The sequence below is a fragment of the Amedibacillus sp. YH-ame10 genome (genome assembly GCF_053848885.1).
This window is the reverse complement of the sequence record NZ_JBSPFA010000022.1, coordinates 1-23,259: the sequence shown is the minus strand read 5'-3', so window position 1 is coordinate 23,259 and position 23,259 is coordinate 1. Positions and strand designations below refer to the sequence as shown.

The 23,259-nt window shown below is 35.6% G+C and carries 23 protein-coding genes and 6 tRNA genes; 1 reads left to right on the top strand and 28 read right to left on the bottom strand.

Going from position 1 to position 23,259, the window contains the following annotated elements; all coding sequences use genetic code 11:
* Positions 1-3 precede the first annotated feature (3 nt).
* Both ACWG42_RS10365 and ACWG42_RS10360 read right to left on the bottom strand, forming a co-directional pair.
* Positions 4-2,145, bottom strand: coding sequence for a Tex family protein (locus ACWG42_RS10365; RefSeq protein ID WP_455792118.1), 2,142 nt, complete (start codon positions 2,143-2,145; stop codon positions 4-6).
* A gap of 42 nt (positions 2,146-2,187) precedes the next feature.
* Entirely contained in the window at positions 2,188-2,421 is a 234-nt protein-coding gene (locus ACWG42_RS10360) for a Smr/MutS family protein (protein ID WP_455792117.1), read from the bottom strand.
* A gap of 153 nt (positions 2,422-2,574) precedes the next feature.
* Here ACWG42_RS10360 and ACWG42_RS10355 point away from each other — a divergent pair, with 153 nt between their 5' ends.
* Complete coding sequence (locus ACWG42_RS10355; RefSeq protein ID WP_455792115.1) at positions 2,575-3,228, top strand: pentapeptide repeat-containing protein; 654 nt, start codon at positions 2,575-2,577, stop codon at positions 3,226-3,228.
* Positions 3,229-3,274: 46 nt separating this feature from the next.
* Here ACWG42_RS10355 and pepT read toward each other — a convergent pair whose 3' ends face one another.
* The 26 genes from pepT to phnG all read right to left on the bottom strand — a co-directional run bounded on the left by pepT (position 3,275) and on the right by phnG (position 22,965).
* A complete protein-coding gene (pepT, locus tag ACWG42_RS10350) occupies positions 3,275-4,495 on the bottom strand; it encodes a peptidase T (protein WP_455792113.1) in 1,221 nt (406 codons plus the stop codon).
* A gap of 58 nt (positions 4,496-4,553) precedes the next feature.
* Entirely contained in the window at positions 4,554-5,000 is a 447-nt protein-coding gene (locus ACWG42_RS10345; protein ID WP_455792112.1) for a DUF2383 domain-containing protein, read from the bottom strand.
* A gap of 207 nt (positions 5,001-5,207) precedes the next feature.
* Positions 5,208-6,224: an RNA-guided endonuclease TnpB family protein gene (locus ACWG42_RS10340; protein ID WP_455792110.1), complete on the bottom strand. Its 1,017-nt coding sequence runs from the start codon at positions 6,222-6,224 to the stop codon at positions 5,208-5,210.
* A gap of 453 nt (positions 6,225-6,677) precedes the next feature.
* Positions 6,678-6,751 (bottom strand) — tRNA-Gly (locus ACWG42_RS10335).
* Positions 6,752-6,760: 9 nt separating this feature from the next.
* Positions 6,761-6,836: transfer RNA gene (locus ACWG42_RS10330), tRNA-Lys, on the bottom strand.
* Between the two features lie 24 nt (positions 6,837-6,860).
* Positions 6,861-6,936, bottom strand: a tRNA-Gln gene (locus ACWG42_RS10325).
* 15 nt (positions 6,937-6,951) lie between these two features.
* Positions 6,952-7,035, bottom strand: a tRNA-Tyr gene (locus ACWG42_RS10320).
* 16 nt (positions 7,036-7,051) lie between these two features.
* Positions 7,052-7,127 (bottom strand) — tRNA-Thr (locus ACWG42_RS10315).
* Positions 7,128-7,133: 6 nt separating this feature from the next.
* A tRNA-Val gene (locus tag ACWG42_RS10310) sits at positions 7,134-7,209 on the bottom strand.
* Between the two features lie 205 nt (positions 7,210-7,414).
* A complete protein-coding gene (locus ACWG42_RS10305; RefSeq protein ID WP_455792108.1) occupies positions 7,415-7,705 on the bottom strand; it encodes a cyclic-di-AMP receptor in 291 nt (96 codons plus the stop codon).
* 33 nt (positions 7,706-7,738) lie between these two features.
* A complete protein-coding gene (locus ACWG42_RS10300) occupies positions 7,739-8,680 on the bottom strand; it encodes a transglutaminase domain-containing protein (RefSeq protein WP_455792106.1) in 942 nt (313 codons plus the stop codon).
* 50 nt (positions 8,681-8,730) lie between these two features.
* Positions 8,731-9,540 (bottom strand): pentapeptide repeat-containing protein, encoded by an 810-nt coding sequence (locus tag ACWG42_RS10295; protein ID WP_455792104.1) that lies wholly within the window; start codon positions 9,538-9,540, stop codon positions 8,731-8,733.
* A gap of 38 nt (positions 9,541-9,578) precedes the next feature.
* Positions 9,579-10,850: a sensor histidine kinase gene (locus tag ACWG42_RS10290; RefSeq protein ID WP_455792102.1), complete on the bottom strand. Its 1,272-nt coding sequence runs from the start codon at positions 10,848-10,850 to the stop codon at positions 9,579-9,581.
* On the bottom strand, positions 10,837-11,517 hold the full coding sequence (locus tag ACWG42_RS10285) for a response regulator transcription factor (protein ID WP_455792100.1): 681 nt from the start codon (positions 11,515-11,517) through the stop codon (positions 10,837-10,839). The genes ACWG42_RS10290 and ACWG42_RS10285 overlap by 14 nt, the downstream gene beginning before the upstream one ends.
* Before the next feature lie 4 nt (positions 11,518-11,521).
* Positions 11,522-12,292: an ABC transporter ATP-binding protein gene (locus ACWG42_RS10280; RefSeq protein ID WP_455792099.1), complete on the bottom strand. Its 771-nt coding sequence runs from the start codon at positions 12,290-12,292 to the stop codon at positions 11,522-11,524.
* 13 nt (positions 12,293-12,305) lie between these two features.
* Entirely contained in the window at positions 12,306-14,660 is a 2,355-nt protein-coding gene (locus tag ACWG42_RS10275; protein WP_455792098.1) for an FtsX-like permease family protein, read from the bottom strand.
* 446 nt (positions 14,661-15,106) lie between these two features.
* Positions 15,107-15,868 carry an inositol monophosphatase family protein gene (locus ACWG42_RS10270; protein WP_455792096.1) on the bottom strand — a complete coding sequence of 254 codons (762 nt, stop codon included), beginning with the start codon at positions 15,866-15,868 and terminating at the stop codon, positions 15,107-15,109.
* Positions 15,829-16,674, bottom strand: coding sequence for a PHP domain-containing protein (locus ACWG42_RS10265; RefSeq protein WP_455792095.1), 846 nt, complete (start codon positions 16,672-16,674; stop codon positions 15,829-15,831). Before ACWG42_RS10265 ends, ACWG42_RS10270 begins: the two co-directional genes overlap by 40 nt.
* On the bottom strand, positions 16,671-17,375 hold the full coding sequence (locus ACWG42_RS10260) for a phosphonate C-P lyase system protein PhnL (protein WP_455792093.1): 705 nt from the start codon (positions 17,373-17,375) through the stop codon (positions 16,671-16,673). The genes ACWG42_RS10265 and ACWG42_RS10260 overlap by 4 nt, the downstream gene beginning before the upstream one ends.
* Positions 17,362-17,991 (bottom strand): DapH/DapD/GlmU-related protein, encoded by a 630-nt coding sequence (locus tag ACWG42_RS10255; RefSeq protein ID WP_455792091.1) that lies wholly within the window; start codon positions 17,989-17,991, stop codon positions 17,362-17,364. The genes ACWG42_RS10260 and ACWG42_RS10255 overlap by 14 nt, the downstream gene beginning before the upstream one ends.
* 2 nt (positions 17,992-17,993) lie before the next feature.
* On the bottom strand, positions 17,994-19,157 hold the full coding sequence (phnM, locus tag ACWG42_RS10250) for a phosphonate metabolism protein PhnM (protein ID WP_455792090.1): 1,164 nt from the start codon (positions 19,155-19,157) through the stop codon (positions 17,994-17,996).
* 15 nt (positions 19,158-19,172) lie between these two features.
* Complete coding sequence (locus ACWG42_RS10245) at positions 19,173-20,012, bottom strand: ATP-binding cassette domain-containing protein (RefSeq protein ID WP_455792088.1); 840 nt, start codon at positions 20,010-20,012, stop codon at positions 19,173-19,175.
* A 2-nt stretch (positions 20,013-20,014) separates the two neighbouring features.
* Complete coding sequence (locus ACWG42_RS10240) at positions 20,015-20,854, bottom strand: alpha-D-ribose 1-methylphosphonate 5-phosphate C-P-lyase PhnJ (protein ID WP_455792087.1); 840 nt, start codon at positions 20,852-20,854, stop codon at positions 20,015-20,017.
* Positions 20,838-21,947 carry a carbon-phosphorus lyase complex subunit PhnI gene (locus tag ACWG42_RS10235; protein WP_455792085.1) on the bottom strand — a complete coding sequence of 370 codons (1,110 nt, stop codon included), beginning with the start codon at positions 21,945-21,947 and terminating at the stop codon, positions 20,838-20,840. Before ACWG42_RS10235 ends, ACWG42_RS10240 begins: the two co-directional genes overlap by 17 nt.
* 3 nt (positions 21,948-21,950) lie before the next feature.
* Complete coding sequence (gene phnH / locus ACWG42_RS10230; protein WP_455792083.1) at positions 21,951-22,532, bottom strand: phosphonate C-P lyase system protein PhnH; 582 nt, start codon at positions 22,530-22,532, stop codon at positions 21,951-21,953.
* Between the two features lie 10 nt (positions 22,533-22,542).
* Positions 22,543-22,965: a phosphonate C-P lyase system protein PhnG gene (gene phnG, locus ACWG42_RS10225; protein WP_455792081.1), complete on the bottom strand. Its 423-nt coding sequence runs from the start codon at positions 22,963-22,965 to the stop codon at positions 22,543-22,545.
* Positions 22,966-23,259: the final 294 nt, after the last annotated feature.

Genomic DNA, 23,259 nt, shown 5'->3' with positions numbered 1-23,259 from the left:
CCCTTATGGTTGTAGTAAGGATAATTGTACTTTCTGTTTTTCTTCATCTATCTTGTAGACCCACACTTTTACTATATCTCCAACCGATACCATTTCACTTGGGTGAGAGACACGTTGTCTGCTCATTTTTGATACATGAACCAAACCATCTTCGTGTAGTCCAATATCCACGAATGCTCCAAAATCCACAACATTTCTTACAACGCCTTCTAATTGTTCTCCAATATGTAAATCGCTCAATTCTAGAACATCACTGCGAAGAAGCGGTCCGTCATATTGTTCGCGATAATCTCTTAATGGTGAGCCAATAGCATCTACGATATCTTGTAACGTATACATATCTGCTTTCATTTCTTCCGCAAGTGTTTTAACATCCAATGCTTTTACAGCCTCCATGGCTTCTTCACTTCCCATATTCGCTGGAGTCAGGCTTAATTTCTTTAGGACTTCCTTTGCTAGGGCATAAGATTCGGGGTGAATAGAGGTACGGTCAAGTATTTCTTTTCCATCTTCTATACGCAAGAATCCTGCAGATTGTTCAAACGACTTCGCTCCGATTTTTGGAATTTTTTTAAGCTCTGTACGACTGTGAATATCACCATGTTCATTTCGATAGGTTACAATCGCTTTTGCTGTGGACGCATTTAAGCCTGAGATGTTTTTCAACAGTTCTGCAGATGCAGTATTTACATTTACACCAACGCGATTCACTGCTTTTGATACAACAAAGTCCAAACGATCTTTCAATCGAGCTGTAGGTAAATCATGTTGATACTGTCCAACACCAATGGATTGTGGATCAATCTTAATCAATTCACTCAATGGGTCAATGATTCTACGCGCAATCGAAATTGCAGAACGTTGTTCAACATGCAAATCAGGAAATTCTTCACGAGCTAATTTACTAGCAGAATATACAGAAGCGCCTGCCTCTGAAACAATGGTATAGGCAACATTCAAATGAAATTCTTTGATCAAATTTGCCACAAATGCTTCACTTTCTCGAGATGCTGTACCATTTCCAATCGCAATGATATCAATTGGATATTTTTTCAACAATGCCAACATCGTTTTCTTTGCTTCCTCAATTTTCGCATTAGGAGGCGTTGGATATACGATGCTAATCTCTAACATTTTTCCATTCTTATCAATGACCGCAAGCTTACAACCTGTACGAAATGCTGGGTCAAAACCAAGTACCATCTTATTTTTCATTGGTGGTTGTAACAATAATCTTTCAAGATTTAAAGAGAATACTTCAATGGATTGTTCATGCGCCCTCTCGCTTAGTTCGTTACGAATTTCACGTTCTACGCTTGGAAACGCAAGACGTTTTAATCCATCACAAACAGCTTCTTGTAAGATTTCATTTACAGAACTTTGGCGATTTTTTGTAAAGCGACGTGTTGTCCAATTCATGATATATTCTTCATCGAAGTCAATGGACACACTGATTACTTTTTCTTTTTCGCCTCGATCAATTGCCATGATGCGATGGCTTGCTAACGTTGAAAGTCGTTCATTGTAATCATAATACATTTTATAAACTTTCTTTTCATCTTCATGTTTTTTCTTTTCTTTGGTAACAATCTTTCCATAACGTTCCATACTGGAGCGAATACGCTGACGAACACTGGCATCATCACTCGCCATTTCCGCAATGATATCCTTAGCGCCTTGCAGTGCTTCTTCTACACTGCTTACCTTATCACTTACATAATTTTGCGCTTCTTTCATCACATCGCCATTTGGTAGTTTTAAAATCCAATCTGCCAAAGGCTGTAACCCTTTCGCAACCGCATCCGTAGCTCTAGTCTTACGTTTTTGTTGATAAGGACGATAGATATCATCAACTTGTGATAGTTTTTCGCACTGTAATACATCTTGTTTGATTTCCTCTGTTAGTTTTCCTTGTTGTTCAATTAAACGAAGTACATCTTCTTTACGCTTTTCAAGATTAACCTGATATTCATAACGCTCTTGAATAACTCGAATTTGTTCCTCATCAAGTCCTTTCGTAACTTCTTTACGATAACGTGCAATAAAAGGAACCGTATTCCCTTCTTGTAATAAAGATAATGTATTTTTGATTTGTTCTGTAGTAATACCCAACTGTTTAGCAATTGGCTCTATGATATGTTCCATAACGATACCTCTTTCTTTTCCTTATGTAAGTTTTAATTTCCATTATTTATCCTTTAAAACTAAAATCGTTTCTCCTGGATTCATACTCATCATTTTACGCAAAACGCGTGGATGGTGGTATTGCTTCCTAATAAAAGTTTGTAAAGCTGTTCCTCCGCGATACCCATGAACAACACTCACTTCATGGATACCTTTAGGTAATGTAGCTAGATAATGATCTATCATTGCACTTGCTTCAAGAACACGCATACCATGAATATCAATTTCATTCAACATTTGATATCCCTTCTTTCAATGCATTTATTATAGAATTTTAACTCGTTGAAAACAAGACTTCACAAATCTTAAAGTTTATGCTTGTAGATTTTCTCTATCATTTCCAAGAACAATGCGTTACAATATTACTTACAAATAGAATGAGGTACCTATATGCTAAAAATTGATGCAGTAAAAATCCGTCCAGATTATGAAGTTGAATCTTCTTTAGAAGCTTGTACAGCAGATGATGTATATGTCGAAGGAAAGTTATTTAAAGATAGTTGCATTTCTTCGCTAGAGATCCCTTCCCTCCACTTAGATGGATGTCAGTTTCAAAATGTAGCGTTCGAAGATTGTAATTTTGACCATGTCGACATGATTGACGTCGTATTTGAGAACTGCGAAATGAGTAATGTTCATTTCACTATGGGCGCAATACATCGTTGTGAATTTAAGAATTGTCGTTGTATGGGGATTGATTTTTCGGACTGCCTACTCAATAACGTGAGAATGAAAGACTTAAAAGCACGTTATGCGAATATGTCAGGCTCAAAATTCAAACAAGTTATCTTCGATAATTGTGATTTCAACGATGGTAGTTTCATTATGTGCGAGTACAAGAAAACTATCTATGATCATTGCAACTTAAGTAAATGTGAATTTCATAATACTTCTTTGAACGGAATTGATCTTTCTACAAGTAATATTGAAGGCATCAGTTTGACGATGGAACATATGAAAGGTGTTATTTTAAATAGTGAACAAGCACTGCAATTGATTGGCCTACTTGGTGTTGTTATAAAAGATGAATTTGATTCAGAATAAGAAAAGATACCAGAATGTGAATACTACCACATCCTATGGTATCTTTTTATTGATAGGTAGACGCGTTTTCTATAATTTTCAATAAAAGTTCTACACTTTGTTCCATTTCATCAATACAAGCATACTCATATTTCCCATGATAATTGTAGCCACCAGTTCCTAAATTCGGGCATGGAAGTCCTTCAAAGGTTAAACGAGCACCATCCGTTCCTCCACGAATAGCTTGAGAATATGGCTCTATTCCAAGCTGTTTCATAGATGTCTTAACCAAATCTACAATACGCATATCTTTCTCAATGATTGTTCGCATATTCGCATAGCTATCCTCTAACTTTATCCGTATTGTGTTAGCGGGATACTTTTTATTCAAAAACTGCGCAACATCTAAGAATGTCTTTTTCTGTTGTTCAAAAAGCTGCTCATCATGGTTTCGAATGATATAAGATAAGGATGCATGTTCACATTCTCCTTGCATATCACATAAGTGGTGAAAACCTTCATACCCTTGTGTATAAGCTGGATTTTGTTGCACTGGCAACATCGAATGAAATTCCATCGCCACTAAAGATGCATTGATCATTTTATCTTTTGCATCACCAGGATGAATACTATTTCCTTGGATTTCTACATGTGCACTTGCTGCATTGAAGCATTCATAATCGACACAATCCACACTTCCACCATCCACAGTATACGCAAAATCCGCATCGAATTTCTTGATATCAAAATGTTCTGTACCTCTACCTACTTCTTCATCAGGAGTAAAAGCGATACGTATGTCTCCATGTGCCTTATCTTCCTTCAACAATCGCTCCAGCATCGTCATAATTTCCGCAATACCTGCTTTATCATCAGCACCTAACAACGTAGTACCGTCTGTAACAATCAGTCTTTTTCCTTTTTTTGTAGAAAGATTACTAAATTCTTGTGGTCCCATAGATATTTTAAGTTCTTTGCTTAACACAATATCATTACCATCATAATTCTCGATGACTCTTGCCTTTACATCTTTACCTAACATATCAGGAGATGTATCCATATGGGCAATGAAACCAATTTTAGGCAATCCTTGTGTATTCGCAGATACAGATGCATACACAATACCATACTCATCTAAATGCGCATTTTCAATACCTAATTGATGAAGTTCATTTACTAAAAACTTCCCTAACTCCAGTTGTTTCAAAGTGCTAGGAGTTGTTGATGAGTTTTCATCAGATTGTGTATCAAATGTTACATATTTTAAAAATCGTTCTTGTACGTTCATAATTATCGACCTTCCTTATACACGATTATACAATGAATTCAGAAAAGTCTCTACTATCTTACCTATATTCGATACTAAATTTATGCAACATATGGTAGGTGCTACTATAGTCATCCATCATAATACGTATGGTTTTCTCCATATCCTCTTTCAATGTGAAATGCTTTTCATCGAAATCCTTGATCGCCTTGATTGCCATTTCCATTGCCTTCACCGCTTCATCGAGTATCTCTTTATCATTGGATAATGCCATGTTTTTCACGGATTGCATAAAATCCGCAATTGTGCCCTTTACACCAGCACTATCTTGTGGATCGCCATGTTCTGAAATCACAAGCGCTGTTAAGGCTCTTTCATGTGTATGCAAATTATCCAAAATTTGATTAAATACATCTCTCAATTCTTTACTTTTCAGTTTTTCTTTTAAATCTTGAAATACATATGCTCCCATATGAGAGCCTTTCAACAGTTGATTTATCTCTTCTACCAAATTATTTTGTTCCATAATTATCACCTCATAAATAGTATGTTGATTAATTTCGTTCTCATTCTAAAGAATTAAAAACCCACACAAAAAGTTAGCTACGCTTTTCGTGCAGGCTGAGGTTCGAACCGTATGGCAGGATTTCGTTTTTTCAAACAATAGGATGCGCCTTCATCCATCCTACAGCTGTATCCCTTAAGAATACTGTAGGCCAAGCTAAAAAACAGCTCAAAGTGCGTTCAATATATTGATTGCCGCAACAATATCTCTGTGATTGTGATAGCCACAACTACATATGTATTTCCTATCCTTCGCATGATTCAGCTGTCCACAAGAAGGACAAATCTGAGAGGTGTGGTATGGATTGATATATTTTACTTTTATGCCATTTAAACTCGCCTTGTATGCGATATACTCTTGAAGACGACGATATGACCAAAGATAAATATTAGGCGTGCCTGATACTTTAAATTTCTGATTGATTGCAGTAAGATTTTCTAACTTGATAACTCCAATATCGTTTTCTATTGCATATGCAATGATTTCGCTAGATATATGGTGGTCGAAGTTATTCAAAATGTGACTCAATTTATGCTCATATCTTTTCAGTTTTCCAAACTGCTTACCTCTTTGCATTGCTTTTATATGAGCACAATATCGCCTTTGTTCAAAGCGGATTTGTCTACCGTTTCCAAAGAATCGATACTGTGTTTGCGATATAGCACATACTGCAGGGACTTTGATGCCAATATCTACTCCCATACAACGCTCACTTTTCGTAGGCTCTGGTTCGTAACAAACATATATAAGCGCATGCCATCCAGATTTTCTTTTGATCAGCTTCATATTCATCAACTTACCTTCTTTGATTCTTTTCAAGGTATGTGCATTGAGATAGTATGGCACCAAAAGTTTATCACGATGGAAATCTAAACCAAGCTCTAATTTTAAATCATCATCTATTGTATATGAGGAATTACTCCAATAACTTGAAAATCCATATGTAAAGCGTTTCTTTTGTATATCTGCTAAATACATTTCTTTTGCTGTCGCAAGAACTAAATGCTTGCTATTATAAGAAATCGATTTATTGAAGTAACGATATGGATATTCAAATACTTTTCCCCGTTGTTTAAACAAATCACAAATTCTCACTACTTCCTTTTTGAAACCTTGTTCATACGTTAACAAATACTTCTCTAATGTAGCATCTACTTGTAAATATAACTTCAAACACAAATACATAAAAGTCCTCCTTTTTATCCCTTACACTATTTATATACGAGAAAAAAAGTTGAAAATCCTAAATAATTTTGAAAAAAATTAAAAAAGTTGAAATTTCTCCTTAATTTGGCGTAGAAGATAAATCACCTATACCAAAACAACCTCATAAGATTCTTCCTTTTTATCTCTTATACTATTTATATACGAAATCAAAAATGAAAAATCCTAAATTATTTTAAAAAATTGTGAATTTTTAAAGTTCTTCGAAAATGTAGGGTCGGGAAGCACGTGTCCTCCACAATTTAAAAAGAGCGATTTTTTTTGGGGAGCCAAGCGCACAAGCATTCCACTCAGCCATATAAAGCATTACCCCAGCCAGCCTTAAATCTGACTTTCATGTTTAATCGCCACGAGAACACCAGCCTCGCGCAAAAAAAGATAGACCATCATATGATCTATCTTAGGTTCGCTATATGGAGCGGGTGATGAGAATCGAACTCACGTAGTCAGCTTGGAAGGCTGAAGTTCTACCATTGAACTACACCCGCAACAATAAATGGTGACCCGTGGGCGATTCGAACGCCCGACCCTCTGATTAAAAGTCAGATGCTCTACCAACTGAGCTAACGGGTCATTTATAGTTGCGAAAATAAATATTGGCTGGGGTAACTGGATTCGAACCAGTGGAATGCCAGAGTCAAAGTCTGGTGCCTTACCGCTTGGCTATACCCCAATAAAAAATTTAAGATGGTGGGGAGGGACGGATTCGAACCGCCGAACCGTAAGGAACTGAGTTACAGTCAGCCGCGTTTAGCCACTTCGCTACCTCCCCAGCTCTTTTTAAATAATGGTGCCGACTATAGGAATTGAACCCACAACCTACTGATTACAAGTCAGTTGCTCTACCAATTGAGCTAAGTCGGCACATCATGGTGGAGGTTGAGGGACTCGAACCCCCGACCCTCTGCTTGTAAGGCAGACGCTCTCCCAACTGAGCTAAACCTCCACGATTTTATCGGTGCAGCCACTTCCCTTTGGGGAACAGCGCTCATATATAATACCATCTGAACTTTCTTCTGTCAATATTTTTTTAGCTTTTTTTATAAATTTATATTTGGCTTAAAAAAACATCAAATAAACCGATAAATACAGGCTTTTCTTCCAATCAAAAATCATGCTGAAATTTTTATTTTAAAAATATTACTAAGAAATTATTCAACAATTCCCTTATGAATTTTAACATAGTCATCTATGTTAAGTACATGAATCATTACTTCATTGCGGTAATCAAAATCATCAGAGTTAATTTGTCCTTTTTTCTTGACTAAATTCGTAACTTTCTCAACTTCTTCTTCCTTAACTCCTAACAACAACACAGTATGTCCATATTGCAAAAAATCTCCACTACTCCCAATATTTGTAGCATAATAATTGTTATCTACCAATATAGAGGTAATTTCATCTGCATACTCGTCACCAGCTACTAACATTATCAATTTCATCAAATCACCTCGTTTATAATGATACCATAATACTCAACGAAATACTTCCTCGTTTTTGTTAAAATAACTTTTTGCGACATCTAAAAAATAGTCACTAGATTTATCTTCATCAAAAATGTGTTTCCCATCTCTCATAAACTCATTTATAGAAACATTCAGATAAAGTTCTTCTGCATGATTGGGTTTATCAGGAACTGGATCATCCCATGTTACATCTATATATCTCCACCCTGCATTACCATATACTAAATTCCATCCATGATTCATTGTATCACTAGATACATAGATAGCCGGTATATCCGCAAGTCGTGCTAACATCATAAATGCTCTACTATAGCCAGAGCACACTGCATTCTTATCAACTAAGGCTCCAGCTGCTTTAAATACATTTGGATATTTGGAATTGTTCCCTTCACCAATTTCACTATATATGGTCGTTTTAATTAGATAATCATGGATTGCTTTTATTTTCTGATCTGCGTCCATATCCGGAGTGATTATTTCACTATACACTTGTTTTGCAGATTGTTTTGCTTGTTGGTATCTTTCATCTAGATTTATTATTTCCACTTCATTAGAGCGATAAATTAGCTTTCCTTGATGATTTTCATAATCTGTCGTAGATAATTGTAAAGAAATATCATAGGGTTCAATATAACTTAAATAATTTGCAGTCTTATCCATATCCATTTTATCTGGCGCTTGATATGAAATTTTTGATACACCTTTATTGATATTGTATTCAAGTATCCTCGCTAGCTCAAATTCGTCTTCTACATAATAGACTATATCACTCTCTTCATATTCACTCTTTTCAATAGTTTTTATCTCTTGATCTGCTAATGAATAGCTGGATTTATCTACTTTTTGTGATGTTACCTTTTGTTCGCTAACTTTATATTCACGGACTTTACAACCTGTTATCATTGTTAAACTTACAATCACAACACATATCATAGATGTTTTTAAACGCATGATCATCCCTCCACTCGTAATAGTTTATGCTCTTCTTATCATCTTATATCCTATCGATTCCAATGCTTAGGAAATTGGAGGTATCTAGGAAGCTTTGTAGAGCTATCACCGATACATGAGTTAATCTGCATTTGAGTCAGAAACAGACTTTCGCTTAGGTCACTACCCTTAAAATTAGCATCCCTTATATCTGCTCCAAGGAAATTAATATCACGTAAATTACATTTCTCAAAATTGGTTGCCATCAAATATGCCATAGTGAAATCCATGCCTGCTGTAGCTATTTCACGCATATCTTTACCCACATAATCTTTTTTCTTGCTAAAGTGCGTTCTGTTTTTATGGAAATACTCTCTCGTAAATTCTTTTAGAACAACATTGGCAGATGATTGATAATTCTCCACATCAAAATTATTGAAATTATCTTTTTCATTAAAATCAATGTTCTCATATGTATTCAATAATTGCAAAACTCTATCTCGTAACTGTTGGACCTCAGTTTTATCATATACTTCTAATAAGTACCAAATCACTTGATGAAGTCTCATAACCTTATAAAACGTTTGATAAATTTCATTGGAATCAATTTTATGATTTTTCCAAGTCTGATCTTCAAAAATTTGTGATGTTTTTTGACCTGCACCACAACAATCAAATGATATGCACCCTTTTCGTTTATCTGACACCAAAGTTTCATGTTTGATACATTTGAAATTATCATCTAAATTCACACAAGGTACTCCTGCCTGTTTATCTTGTGGAAACCCGTCTGACTTTGCACAATAAAACGCCACGCAACACAGTCCGCAGCATTTTTCGCAATCAATTCTCAATCGTTTTCTTATGTTTTCTGTATTCATGATACCTCACACTTATAGCTTTAGTGTAACATCTATCATCAACGAAATACAAGTACAAATGACATTCCTTCTATCTCTTGTTGCGCAAATATAGAGCCATTCATCTTCCTCATCAATTCTTTGCATATATACAATCCAAGTCCACTTCCCGATTTCCCATCTATATTTGAGCCACGATAAAAACTATCAAACAAATGATTGAATTCATTATCTGATACGCAATTCCCTGTGTTGTAAACTTTGATTAACTGACAATAGTCTTCCTCATAGAAATCAATTTCAATCAATCTTCCATCTCCGTATTTAAATGCATTCTCAAACAAATTCTCGAACACTTCTTGTGCACGATGAATATCCCCATTCAACAAACGATTCTTATAAGGATTTACATGTAATGTAATATTTCGTAATACGCATTGCTCTTCATAGATTGTAACTACATTTTTTATTAAATCAGCTAGATAAAAATCTGTATTTTCTATCGTAAAATCGATTATATCTTCCTTTGAAGATTTTATAATTTGCTCAACATATCTATCGATTTCTTCACTCTTTGATTGAATTTGATGGATGGCATGTTTTCGAGTTTTCTCATCCTCATACAGGTTTTCGTCCAAAGCTTTCCCATATAGCTTTATCAAGTTTAATGGAGTCTTTATGTCATGTGATAAAGAAAGAAGCATTTGTTTCTTTTCTTTCAACACATCATACTGTCGATTTTTTGATGTATCTAACGTGTCTTTAAGTTGACTCATCCCCCATAGAAATTTTTGAAAATATCTACTTTTTTCTATCTTTATATCCCCTTTAAAATGTCCATATGCTAATTTCTCTGGCAAATCACTTAGTTGGTGAAAAGGACGAACTATGAATTTACGAATGTAAAGCATAATACATAATATGAAGATGAACAAAGACAATAGACATCCCTCGACCAAGACAAGTATATTTTTTTCATTATATCTAGGAAGTTGATATGTGAATTTTAAATAACCTTTTAACTGATTATCCTCAAGCCATGGTTTTATCATCACATTGAGGCTACTTTCTTCTTGATAAAACTCACTAATTACAGTTGCATTATTTTCAAAATCACTTAAAAAGTCTACATTTTTAACATACGTAAACTTTTCTATTTGTAAATTTTTTAATGATTCCTTATCCTTTAATTGTTTTAATATACGATTTATTTCAATTCGATATTGATTTTGACTATCATGCTCCATTTTCACTAAAGAAGCTCCTGCAAATATTGATAATCCAAAGTACAATAGAATCACTATGATAATCATTTGATTATACTTCTTCATAGCGATATCCTATCCCCCATATAGTTTGAATACGTTTTGGGTTGCGAGGATCATCCTCTATTTTTGAACGCAGCATTTTGATATGCACCGTTAATGTTTGATTTTCGCTGAAACTATCAAATCCCCAAATCTGATTAAATATGTATTCCTTTTGTAAAGATTTTCCTGTATTTTTCACAAGTAACATAAGCAATTCATACTCTTTTACATTAAGTTCAAGTTCTTTGTCATGAAGGAAAACACGATGAGCTTCTTCATGAATACAAATTGCGCCAGAATATAACAAATCACTCTGTATTTGTTTCGTATAAAACCGCTGCATTAAAACACGTATCTTTGCACAAAGGATATCTATATCAACTGGTTTTTCTAAATAATCGTCAGCACCTAATTCAAATCCCATCAATTGATCACTTTTATTTGATTTCGCACTGATAATGATAATTGGTATATTTTGTTGTTTTCGTACCTCTTTACAAACAGCAAAACCATCCATTTCTGGTAACATGATATCCAACAAAAGTAGTTTTGTAGTATGTTCATTGAGCCAAAGAATAGCTTCTTCGCCACTGGTCGCGTGGTATAGCGAAAAACCTTCCTTGTTTAGAAAGGCTTTCATTAATTCTGCTAATTCTTTATTATCTTCAATCAGTAAGATATCTTTCATTTTGCTACCATCCAAGTTTTATCAACCACTCATTCAGCATTCGCTCTCTTGCATATAAATCTTGCGCAGTACTCCATTTTCCAAGGGAGATTTCATCACGAATATCTCCATCTTCAATATAGAGAACTCGCTCACATTTGGACGCAACTTTCATATCATGCGTAACAAGCATAATACTAGTTCCATCTTCATTGATACGATTCAACTCTTCCATAACCTCTAATGAGTTTTGTTTATTCAAAGCCCCTGTAGGTTCATCCGCAAATACAATCTTAGGGTTATTGATTAAACTTCGGCATATACATGCACGTTGTAATTGCCCACCAGAAACTTCATTTACCCCATTATGGGCTACTTCATTGATACCAAGTTTACTCATAAGTAGCTGTGCCCGCTCTTTGATTTCTTTTCTTCCCTGTGCATTTTTCCCTTCTTTACTCTGATATGCTGGTAATACAATATTATCATAGATAGAAAGATTTTTCAGCATATACATTTGTTGAAAAACAAATCCCATCTCTTGTAAACGAAGATCACTCATTTCGTTTGATTTCAAAGATGTGAGTTCCTTCCCGAAAAAGTCAACATTTCCTGCTGTTGCCTGATCCATCCCACTTACAGTATACAATAATGTCGTCTTCCCAGATCCTGAAGGTCCCATAATAGCGACCATTTCCCCATTTTGTATTTCAAAATTCACGTTACGTAGCACATTGTTTTGTCGTTTATTTACTATATATGTTTTACATAGATTCGTTATCTTTAATGTTTGCATTTTGATTCTCCTCCTATTCAAGATTATTCATTTCACGAATATCTACTCGTTTAACACCATGAACTGCCAATAATGTCGCAATCATAACACCCGCTAATAAAATCCCAGGATACACAACATATACTTGTAAAAAGTCAATTTGTATATCTACTTCTGCACCCATAATAGCAAAGATAGGTTTTAATAGATATTGGTTACTCAATAAACTTAAAGGCACCAAAATCAGGAAGGAAGCCAATACTACCAAAGTCATTCTACCTACTTGCCAATTGCAAATGGAACGATAGCGGAATCCAACACTTTTCATCATCGCGATTTCCCCTTTTTCTCTAGTAATAAATAACTTTTCCATCAACAATGTAATCAACATAATCACCAAGCATAGCATCGCAGTCATTGGAACCACAAGTTGTCCTAAAATATCTTGTATTCCTCCCACATTTTGATTTACCAACTCTTGTCCTGTTAACCACTCATAATTTGGAAAGTCTACACTCAATTTCTTCGCAAGTTCTTCTTGAGATAAATCACTATCCAAATGAACCATCACACTCCAATAATCAAACATAATTTCTTCGCTTGTATCCACAAGTGGGTTCAAACGTGCACTCATTCCTAGTTGCATATAATCAGTATAAGAACCTGTGATTAACATACGCTGTTCTTTCCCATTAATGGTTGTCTCTACATAATCTCCAACACCCCAGCCTTCTTCTTCCATGATAGATTTTGAAAATGCAATTTCATTGATAAGCTTTGGCGCCTCTCCTTGGGAATAATGCGCAAAATCGTTTTCTTTCCCCATCACTTGAACACTCATGGCTTTGCGGCTCATTGCGTTTTCATCTTCACGAAATTTCAAGAAGAAAATTAAATCAGATGTAAACTCAGCTTCATATCCTTTTTCTTTCATTTCTTTTTGTAATCTGGTAATCCCTTTTTGTAAATCATCTACACTCAAATACTGTCCTTCATCTTTTGATTCTATTTCACGTACAAAGACAGAACTATTCGGATTTAACATAAACTTGGTAACCATCTCGCTACTTGTCATAGTATTAAGTGTATTCAAAGGTATCGTCATAAGAATACAGCTAAGACAAAATGTGATAATCAAAACTGCATATCGACGAATATGAACAAATATGTCATTGAGTCCTAAATATAGGAAAACTGGCATATGGAGACGTTTTGCCAAGCTCAACCCTGGTCTTTCATGAAAGCTTTCGCCTTTACTACCTCCATGGATTGCTGCTATGGCAGAAACTTTATTTAGTTTGCGTGTACAGAAATAACAGAACGATAACACCATGATAATGATAAAGGCTGCACATAATAGGTTGATACCTATATTAATATCCCCACTTGCCATAATCATATTTTCACTTACACTTGCAATCATAAAGTTGCTTACTGGAATACTTATAAACAATCCCAAGCACGCACCAACACTTACAATGGCCAAGTACTTAATTAGATATAATTTCTTAATTTGAAAATCTCGAAGACCAATCGCTTTCAATATTCCAATCTCTTGATATTGTTCTTCCATCGTAAATACCAAAGTAAATCTAAGAACTAACATCGCAATCAAAATTAGACATACACCAATCAATATCAGAAGCCCTGCCATAATCATATCAAACGAATACACCATCTTATACATGCTCTTTGAAACTGCATTAAAGATACTTGGAAACCCTTGATCATCAAGTTTTTTAGAGAATGTAACTTCATCAGGAGACATGATGTAATATAATCCAAGTGTCGTAAAATGTTCTCCTACTTCCTTGTAATCATCCTCATTCATTACAATACGACTCATTCCAACCATTTCATTTCCATAAGCCGCATCTTTCATTTCCACGGTTACTTTAAACGAACGTTCTTTATCATCTACTGATAAAATTAAGTTGTCTCCTTCTTTCAACTTATTGCGATTCATAAGCGATGTGGACATCGCCACCTCTCCTGAAGCTAGTGCAAATGATTCTCCTTGTTGATCATATACTTTATTATAATCAACATCCATTGCACATATATATAAGGAAGCTCCATTGCTATCAATACTTTTCTTTTCATCTCCATCTACTTGCGCCAACGCTTTGTTTGGAAGCATTCGAAAAGTACTATAATCATACGTTGTAACCAATCCCTCTTCTTTTTGCGTATTTAACCATGCGTTAATTTCTGCATTATATTTTTCTGAGTTCAATACAACATTAGTATCAGGAATGTTTGCATAATCCATATAATAATCAACGGCAGATGAGACAATCATAATATTATTTACACTGCTTGATAGAAATATAGTAGCTAATGTGATAAACAAAAAGAGGATAGCATTTACGCCTTTTCTTTTCATCATATCTTTTTTTAATATTTGAAATAACATATATTCAGTTCCTTTCTATCTCCTTAAGATGTCTCAAGTATAACAATCCAATTATGAAAAAATCCTTAAATACTATAAAACTATCACAAAACTCTTTTTTCTTGTCCTATCTCGCAATCATTTATAACGTATAGTAAACGTTTTTTATAATGTAAATGAAGTATAGCATATTCAAAAAAATTCTCCATTCACTTTATAATATATTTCTAAATTCCCCTTTATTTATCGCTGAATTTTGCGAATAAAAATTTTATATTTCCAATTTCTCCCTCAATTTGATTTTCCTTCCCCTATCACACATCCTTTCTAACCTAAAAAAAAGTGCATATCCTCTATCCAGAACATACACGCCTTACTAACATGGAACTATATCCTATAAGATTTCATATCAAACTTGCTGTATCTACCTATACCCTCATCTAGTTTGATAAAAACGTTACTAATTCTTTGCACACCCCATCTGTATTCGCAAACACAGCTCCAGTAGAAGATGATGTGAAAAAGTCTCCCTGTATTTCACAAAACCCACCAGCCTCTTTTAAAACAATCATAGCAGCCCCATAATCCCAACATTTCACATGCATCGATATATACGCATCTAACGCCCTACTCGCAATATGACAAATACTAAGAGAAGCACACCCTAAGCTTCTATGACCACGAATATTTCCTTGAAGAGCTATCAAATGTTTCCCATAACGCTCATAAACGCTAGCCATGGTATGCAAGCTTACATCCACCACACACTCTGATAACCTTTTATCTTTTATAACTTCCAACTTTTCTCCATTCAAATAAGCGCCTTTCCCATAAACCCCAACAAACATCTCGTCTTTCATCACATCATATACAATTCCAAACACTGGCAAATAATCATGATAATATGCAATAGATATCGCAAAGTCCTGATGTGCACTTATAAAATTTGTTGTCCCATCAATCGGATCGATAATCCATAAATCTTCCCCCATTTCTCGATGTTGTTCTTCACCAAGAAAATAATGAGTAGGATATTTCGTAGACAGGTAAGTCGTAATCCTTCTCTCTATTTCTTCATCCAAATCACTTACCAAGTCAAAACATCCCTCTTTTTCACGTATTTGGTTGGTATATTCCTTACGTAAAAACTTGCCGCATTCTTTTACAAATAATATTGTGCTTTCCAGTATTTCATTTTGCATAAACAATGCTCCTCACTTCTCCATTCACTTTGAACTTCACCAATCATCGGCTCCTTGCCATACTTACCATGAAAATCACTCCCCCCCGTTTGTAACAAGTGATAGTTTTTCGCAAATGCATGGAGATATTCCACTTGCTCTTTGTTGTGTGAACTATGATAAACTTCGATTCCGTTGATACCAAGTTCATAAAACCGCAACAACTCCTCTTCCACATGACTTTGATATGGATGCGCCAATATAGCGATACCTCCATCCTCATGAATTGCCTCAATCACCTCTTTAACACTTGGATATTCCATTTCTTTTTGACAGATACCAGAATTTTTAAATAATGTCTGATACAATGGAGCATATAGTTCATCACAATACCCTTTATCTACCAAAACCTGAAGAATATGCTGTTTATAAATCGTCCCACTTTTTTTCGCATATTGTTGTACTTCTTCTACTGTTATCTCATATTCATGCGCTCGCAATTGTTGAATTTGCCATAATGCCTTTTCATGCAATCTCTCTCTTGTCTTCGCACATAAAATATCAATATGCTCTGTCTTCTCTGGCAGACAGTATCCAAGGATATGAACATCCTTTTGTGTCCTTGTATCTACACAAGAAAGTTCAATTCCTTTGATTAACTGTCCAGAAAACTTTTTGTTCTTTAATTCCTCATATACCGCAAAGGTATCATGATCTGTAATCGAAAAAGCATACATCCCCTTTTCTTCGACTATATCTAAGATTTCATCCACACTACAAGATCCATCACTATATTCACTATGAATGTGTAAATCTACTGTGTTCATACCATCAAGCCCTGTTGCATATTAAATTCTTTATCACAAAGACCTTCCATAAACTCTAAATCATGAAATATCCCCAACATCGTTGTTCCTTCATTTTTCAATTGTTCAATCAAATCTCGAACTTTCTGTTTGCTACTCGCATCCAAGCTTGCGGTAGGTTCATCCAACAATAATAATCTTGGACGTTTTACCATGGCAGCCGCAATATTTAAACGAAGTTTTTCTCCACCACTAAAAGTGTTTGGATACATATCCCAAAGCGAGGCATCAAGTTCAAAATGCTTCAACATCGCAATCGCCTCTTCTTGCGCCTCTTCTTTTGTTTTCCCCATTTCCATCACCGCATTTTCGATAATACTTCTTGCGCTCGTTCTTGGCATAATATGAAGAAACTGAGAAACATAACCAATTTCATGCTTTCGAAGATACATCATTTCACGCTCACTCGCATGGCATATATCCATCTTTCCAAAGCGTTCACTATCATATACTATAGAACCCTCATCCGGAAGATTTGTTCGATATATACCTTTTAAGATTGTTGATTTTCCACTACCACTTTTTCCAGTAATACCAACGAATTCACCTTTTTTAATACTCAAAGATATCCCTTTACACGCATGAATCACCTTATCGTTATTGACATACATGTGGAATGTTTTACCTAGATTCTCTATTTCCAACAAGTTATCTTTCTCCATGTTTGTAATCTCCTTTATATTTTTTTATAAACGCATCAATATCCAACAGAAAATCCTGAAAATTTTCTCGTATATATGCATCCTCAAAATCCCACCATTTGATTTCTTCTAATGCGGCTATTTGTTCAGAGTCAAAGCGAAATCTGAGTATCTTTGCGGGAACACCTGCAACAATCGCATAAGGAGGAACATCTTTGGTCACCACTGCCCCAGAACCAACGACTGCCCCATTTCCTATTTTCACACCAGCTTCAATAATCGCACCGTGTCCAATCCAAGCATCATTTCCAATATAAGTACGCTTCATTTCTCTTCGCTCAAAGAACTCTTCATCATCATGATCATCCATATCATACATCTTCCTTCGATATGTAAAATGATGATCGCTCACTCTTTCTAAAGGATGTTGCGTCGCTCCAATACGAACATTTCTCGCAATATCCACAAACTTTAAAACGGTTGTATTTTGCAACATACAATTTGGTTCACAATAGGAATAATCCATCATCACAACATGTTCTAAAACACTATTATCTCCCACTTTGTTATATGTACTAAATTCTACCTCATCCAATACCACATCTTCCCCGATGACAACCTCTTTACCTAATTTCATTTTTATACCCTATAATGGTTTTGCGCAATGCAAGTTCCATCCACAAACACATCTGTAATGGCAGGTAATCCATTCGGTAATTTACGTATGATCAACAAGTCTGCCTTTTTTCCTTTTTCAATAGAACCCACGATATGATCAATTCCTGTTGCTCGTGCTGGATGTATCGTAAGTTTTGCGACCATATCCCAAATTGTCTGTCCCTTTTCTTCCATAATAAATATGGCATGTAATAAACTTGCTGGATAATAATCTGAACATAGAATATCCGCAACCCCTGCTTCTACTGCCTCACTCGCACTCAAATTCCCTGAATGAGAACCACCCAACAAGATATTTGGGGCACCTACAACTGTGTACATCCCTTTTTCTTTTGCGCTCTTCGCAACTTCTAATGTAATAGGAAACTCTGAAATCACTGCACCAAACCCCTTTACGATATCCAACTTCTCTATCGTATCATCATCGTGTGATGCGATAGAAATTCCTTGTTGTTTCGCTAGCGTCGCTGCTTCTTCTATCATTTCTAAGGTAAGTTTTTCTCCATCCATACGACGTTGTACTTCTTGTTCAACCTCTTCTTCGCTTAATTTCTTCGCAGAGCGTACATAGTTACGATATGTTTCAATATTACGATATTGACCTTGTCCTGGTGTATGATCCATAAATGAAATCAAGTGTACACGTTTCTCTTTCAAATATTCCATCATCAAAGGAAATTGTGCGATATTATCAATCTCGAAACGCATATGAAAGCGATGATGAATCAAATGCAATTGAGAATGGCTCTTCTCAATGATATCTGCTAATTTCTTTACATGTTCTGGCTTTCTCATAGGAGATGCACCTACACCTTCCCAAATACTTACAGAATGAAACATCGTTGTAATCCCATGTGTACAACATTCTTTTTCAAATTCATAAACCGCCAATTCCATATCCATAACACTACTTGGACGAGGTGCAGCCATAGCTTCAATATGGTCAGAGTGAATATCAATAAAACCAGGTGTCACATACCCACCATAAGCGTTATATTCTTCATCCACCAATGGCATATCCATCGTTGGTAATATCCCCACAATACAATCATTTTCAATAAGTACTACATGATCCCTCAATATTTTATCTTCTAAAACAATGATTCCATTTGTAATTGCTTTCATCTTATATGAGCTCCTTTATAGTAGTGAATATACAAGTTGTTGCGTGTATGGATGTTGTGGATCTTCCATGATTTGATCAGTTAATCCTTGTTCAATAATCTTTCCATCCAACATCACAATCGTGCGATCAGCCAACATTTTAATGACGCCTAAATCATGTGAAACAACAATCATGGATACATGCAATTCTCGTTGTATTGATTTGATTAGGTCCAATACATTGGCTTGTACGCTCAAATCCAATCCAGTTGTCACTTCATCAAGTAATAAGACTGGCGGATTGTTGCTTAATGCTTTCGCGATTTGTACTCTTTGTTGCATACCTCCAGAAAAATTACGAGGTTCTTCTTTCATTCGATATACAGGTATTTTTACTTCATCCAATAGATTTTCTCCGCGCTGTTTCATAAAGGCAACGTTGCGATTTCCTGCCGCAATCAATTTCTCCGCAATATTTGCGATACTTGTAAAATTCATACGTAATCCCAAATACGGATTTTGATACACCATACCTAATACATGATTACGAATATAGCGCTGTTGTTGAGATGATTGTGCAAACATATTGGCTTCCCCATTTTGATAGGTACGGATGCTACATTCCCCACTCGTTACATCTTGATCAAAGTATAAACACTTCATCATCGTTGACTTCCCACTTCCACTCTCTCCAACGACTCCTAAAATTTCTCCATCGTATACATCAAAGCTAATATCTTGACAAGCATATACGGTCCCGCAAACTGGACAATAATTTCCTTGTAATGCATCTGGTTTATCTTTGCAATGTACACATCCATCTCCAAACTGTTTGTTTAGATTGCGTACACGCATCATTGGTTTTTCCTGCTCCATACTTATCCTCTCTTATTTCTTCTTTGCAAACAATAGCTTGTATCGTTACATTGATAATAGACAGTTCCATTTTCTTCATGAATGATTTCATCTAGGAACACATGCTTTGCCCCACATAAACGACAAGATTTCCCTTGAAAATTTTCCCTTTGAAATGGTTTATCTTCAAAGTCTAGTGAAACTACTTTTGTATAAGGTGGAACTGCATAGATTTTCTTTTCTCTTCCTGCCCCTAACAAAATTAAAGCTTCACTCTCATGCATTTTTGGATTGTCAAACTTAGGAATGGGAGAAGGTGCCATCACATAACGATCATGTACCATCACAGGATGATCCGCTCCACTTGTCATATCATCAAACTTCATAATTTGTTCATACAACATCAACCAAGCTCCTGTATATTCTTTTTCCGCATGAAGTTGTTTCGTAACCCTTTCACTTGGTTCATATTCTCGCAATGGTTCTGGAGTCGGCACTTGTAAGATTAAGATTTGGTCTTGATGCAACCCAATCTCTGGAATACGATGTCTTGATTGAATCAAACTAGCCTCTTCACTATCATTTACCAACTTTACTCCTGTAGTTTCTTGTATTAAATTTTTGATACTAATGGCATTAACACTTTCATCGCTACCCTGATCAATCACTTTCACACTATCTTTTGGTCCTATCAAGGATAAGGTCAACTGAATACCACCTGTTCCCCAACCTCTAGCAATGGGCATTTCTCTTGAGGCAAAAGGTACTTGATACCCAGGGATCGCAATTGCTTTTAGGATGGATCGGCGTATTTCACGCTTACTTCCTTCATCAAAGAATGCATAATTATATTTCTTTTTCATCGTCTGCCTCTTTTCTAGTTTTTCGCATCGCATTCAACTTGGATTGGAAAGTTACATAATGTGGCAACTTTAAATGAGAAATAAAGCCTGTTGCTTCAATAGAATCGATATGATAAAGCACAAACTCTTCATCATTTACCGCAAACTTCTTTTCTTCACTTTCCAAACAATGATCCAATATACTCATCGCAATGGTCTTTGTTTCATTTTGCCCATACGTAAGCCCATATCCAATTTGAAACTCTAACTCTTTTTCTCCCTTACTATTTGTTTTCGTTACAGGAATCAAACTTTCTACTTCTGTTACCTTGATATCTCCAATATAATAACAATCTTCATCTTTGCTTTCTCCATAAGGATCTGCGATATAAATTGGTAATTCACCAACACGAAGTTCACTTACCGTAGGATGTACAACGCCATATCCTCGTAAGGATGCATACCCCAATGCCGTAACTGCCTGCGTCATTCCTCGACTTAAGATTTGAAGGCGTTCACTACGCACGGTTGGAAAGGTTAACATCTGTTTCGTTGTATCTTTTGGTTTTTGATTATTTATTTCAACTTCAGGCAACAACCCTTCTTTTCTTAAATATTCACTTACTTTAGGAATTCGCAAATCATCACTTGTCCCCATTTCTTTTTCATTTAAGAATTCCTGTAGGTATTTTTTGATATCTTTTTCTTTCTCTTTACTCAATGTAAAATCCAACAAACGATGCGTATAATCATACGTAGATCCTAAAATCTGTCCTTGTGGTATATCTTTAAATGCTGCGGATATTCTACGTTCTACTTGCATGCTTTCACTTTCAATGATTGTGGAATAATATTTTCTAGGAAGAGTGGATCGATATGCCCTTAAAAGAAAGACTGCTTCTTCCATAGAACCCTCTCCCTGTTTGATTGCTAGTGCTGCTAGTTCAGGAGCGTATAGAGAAGCTTCACTCATCACTTGATCTATCAATAGACGCATACTTCCTTCAATCGTTTTTACATCTGCACATACGCCTTGTTTGACTCTTTCATACTTCAAACGACGAATACTTTCTTCAATGGCTTCACTGCCACCTTTGACTGCTACATATGCCATGTGCTAATTCCTCTCTATCCTTGTGGTTCTTGGTAACGCCATCATATTGTTTTTACGATCCACAAAAATCAAATCGATTCCCAGTGGAAATTCTTTATTCTTTTCATTTCTTGCCAGCATCCATTCTTCTTTCATTCGAATACCAATTGATTTTTCTGTTTGAATCCCTGGACCTTGCACGCGATACTGATGACTAGAACTTAATTCTTCACATTCAATGATCATCGTTGCGCCTAGTTGAGGATCTTTTAGGGTTCCCTCATTTGCTTGTTCAATGAGTTCTTGTAAAGAGGTAGAAGAAGCACCACATACAAAGATATAGGCAGCTTCCCTCACATCCACACAAGGACAATACGTCATATTACTAAACCCCACCGCAAGTGTTGAATCACTACTTGCTAATGCAAAACTTGTATCTGTATCCAACAACATATGCATAAGCAAACGTGTCGATGGATAACAACTCCAATCATGATCCATATATTGCACTTCTTCCGCAAGGGAGTGAATATCTCCTGGATAGGAGAATGCTTTTATTACCTTACGAAATGCTTTCTGTACATCAAATACCATATCAAATTTCATATTGTTCTCCCTATACATCCATCGTATCGAAGTTCACTTTGGTCTTCATAATCTTTCGATGTTTTTGTGTACGTTCTTCTTGTAAACGTACCGCTTCTTTCTTTAACTCTATTTCAAACTCACTTAACAAGGGCAGCTCTGCTTTATAAGCCGCATCAATCACTGCCAAGTCATATGCTTTCTGTAGCTGATTTCCAGTAATGATGCCAATTCCAATATGTCCATTACAAGATACCTTTGCCTCTGAAACAAATACTTCTCCTAAATAAAACAAGGAATTTTGAGCACTCTCTCTCATCTTGACCATAACAAGTCCGGTTGCTGGTTCTTCTAACAATGTCATCTGTGCACTGTTTTCTAGTTTATCCGCCCATTTATCAAGAAAGTTTTCTTTACAATGTATCAATATTTCACAGCGTTCTTTTCTTTTCATAGATCCTCCTTATGTTACAAACGTAGTGTACCTTGTTTTCGAACGACTTTCGTTAACACAAAGTTAATGTTCTGTATTGCTTTGGATAAATTCCATCATGAAAACCCTATCACGCTATATATTTGCAAATTGTACGTAAATAAATCTTTGAAATTATCAATTTTAGGATAAAATCGAGTAGGAGATAAATAATTATTTTATTTATCGTCCTCTCACACCACCGTACGTACGGTTCCGTATACGGCGGTTCAGCATATTTTATATAGAATTGTTTCGATAGAGGGTTTCCATTGC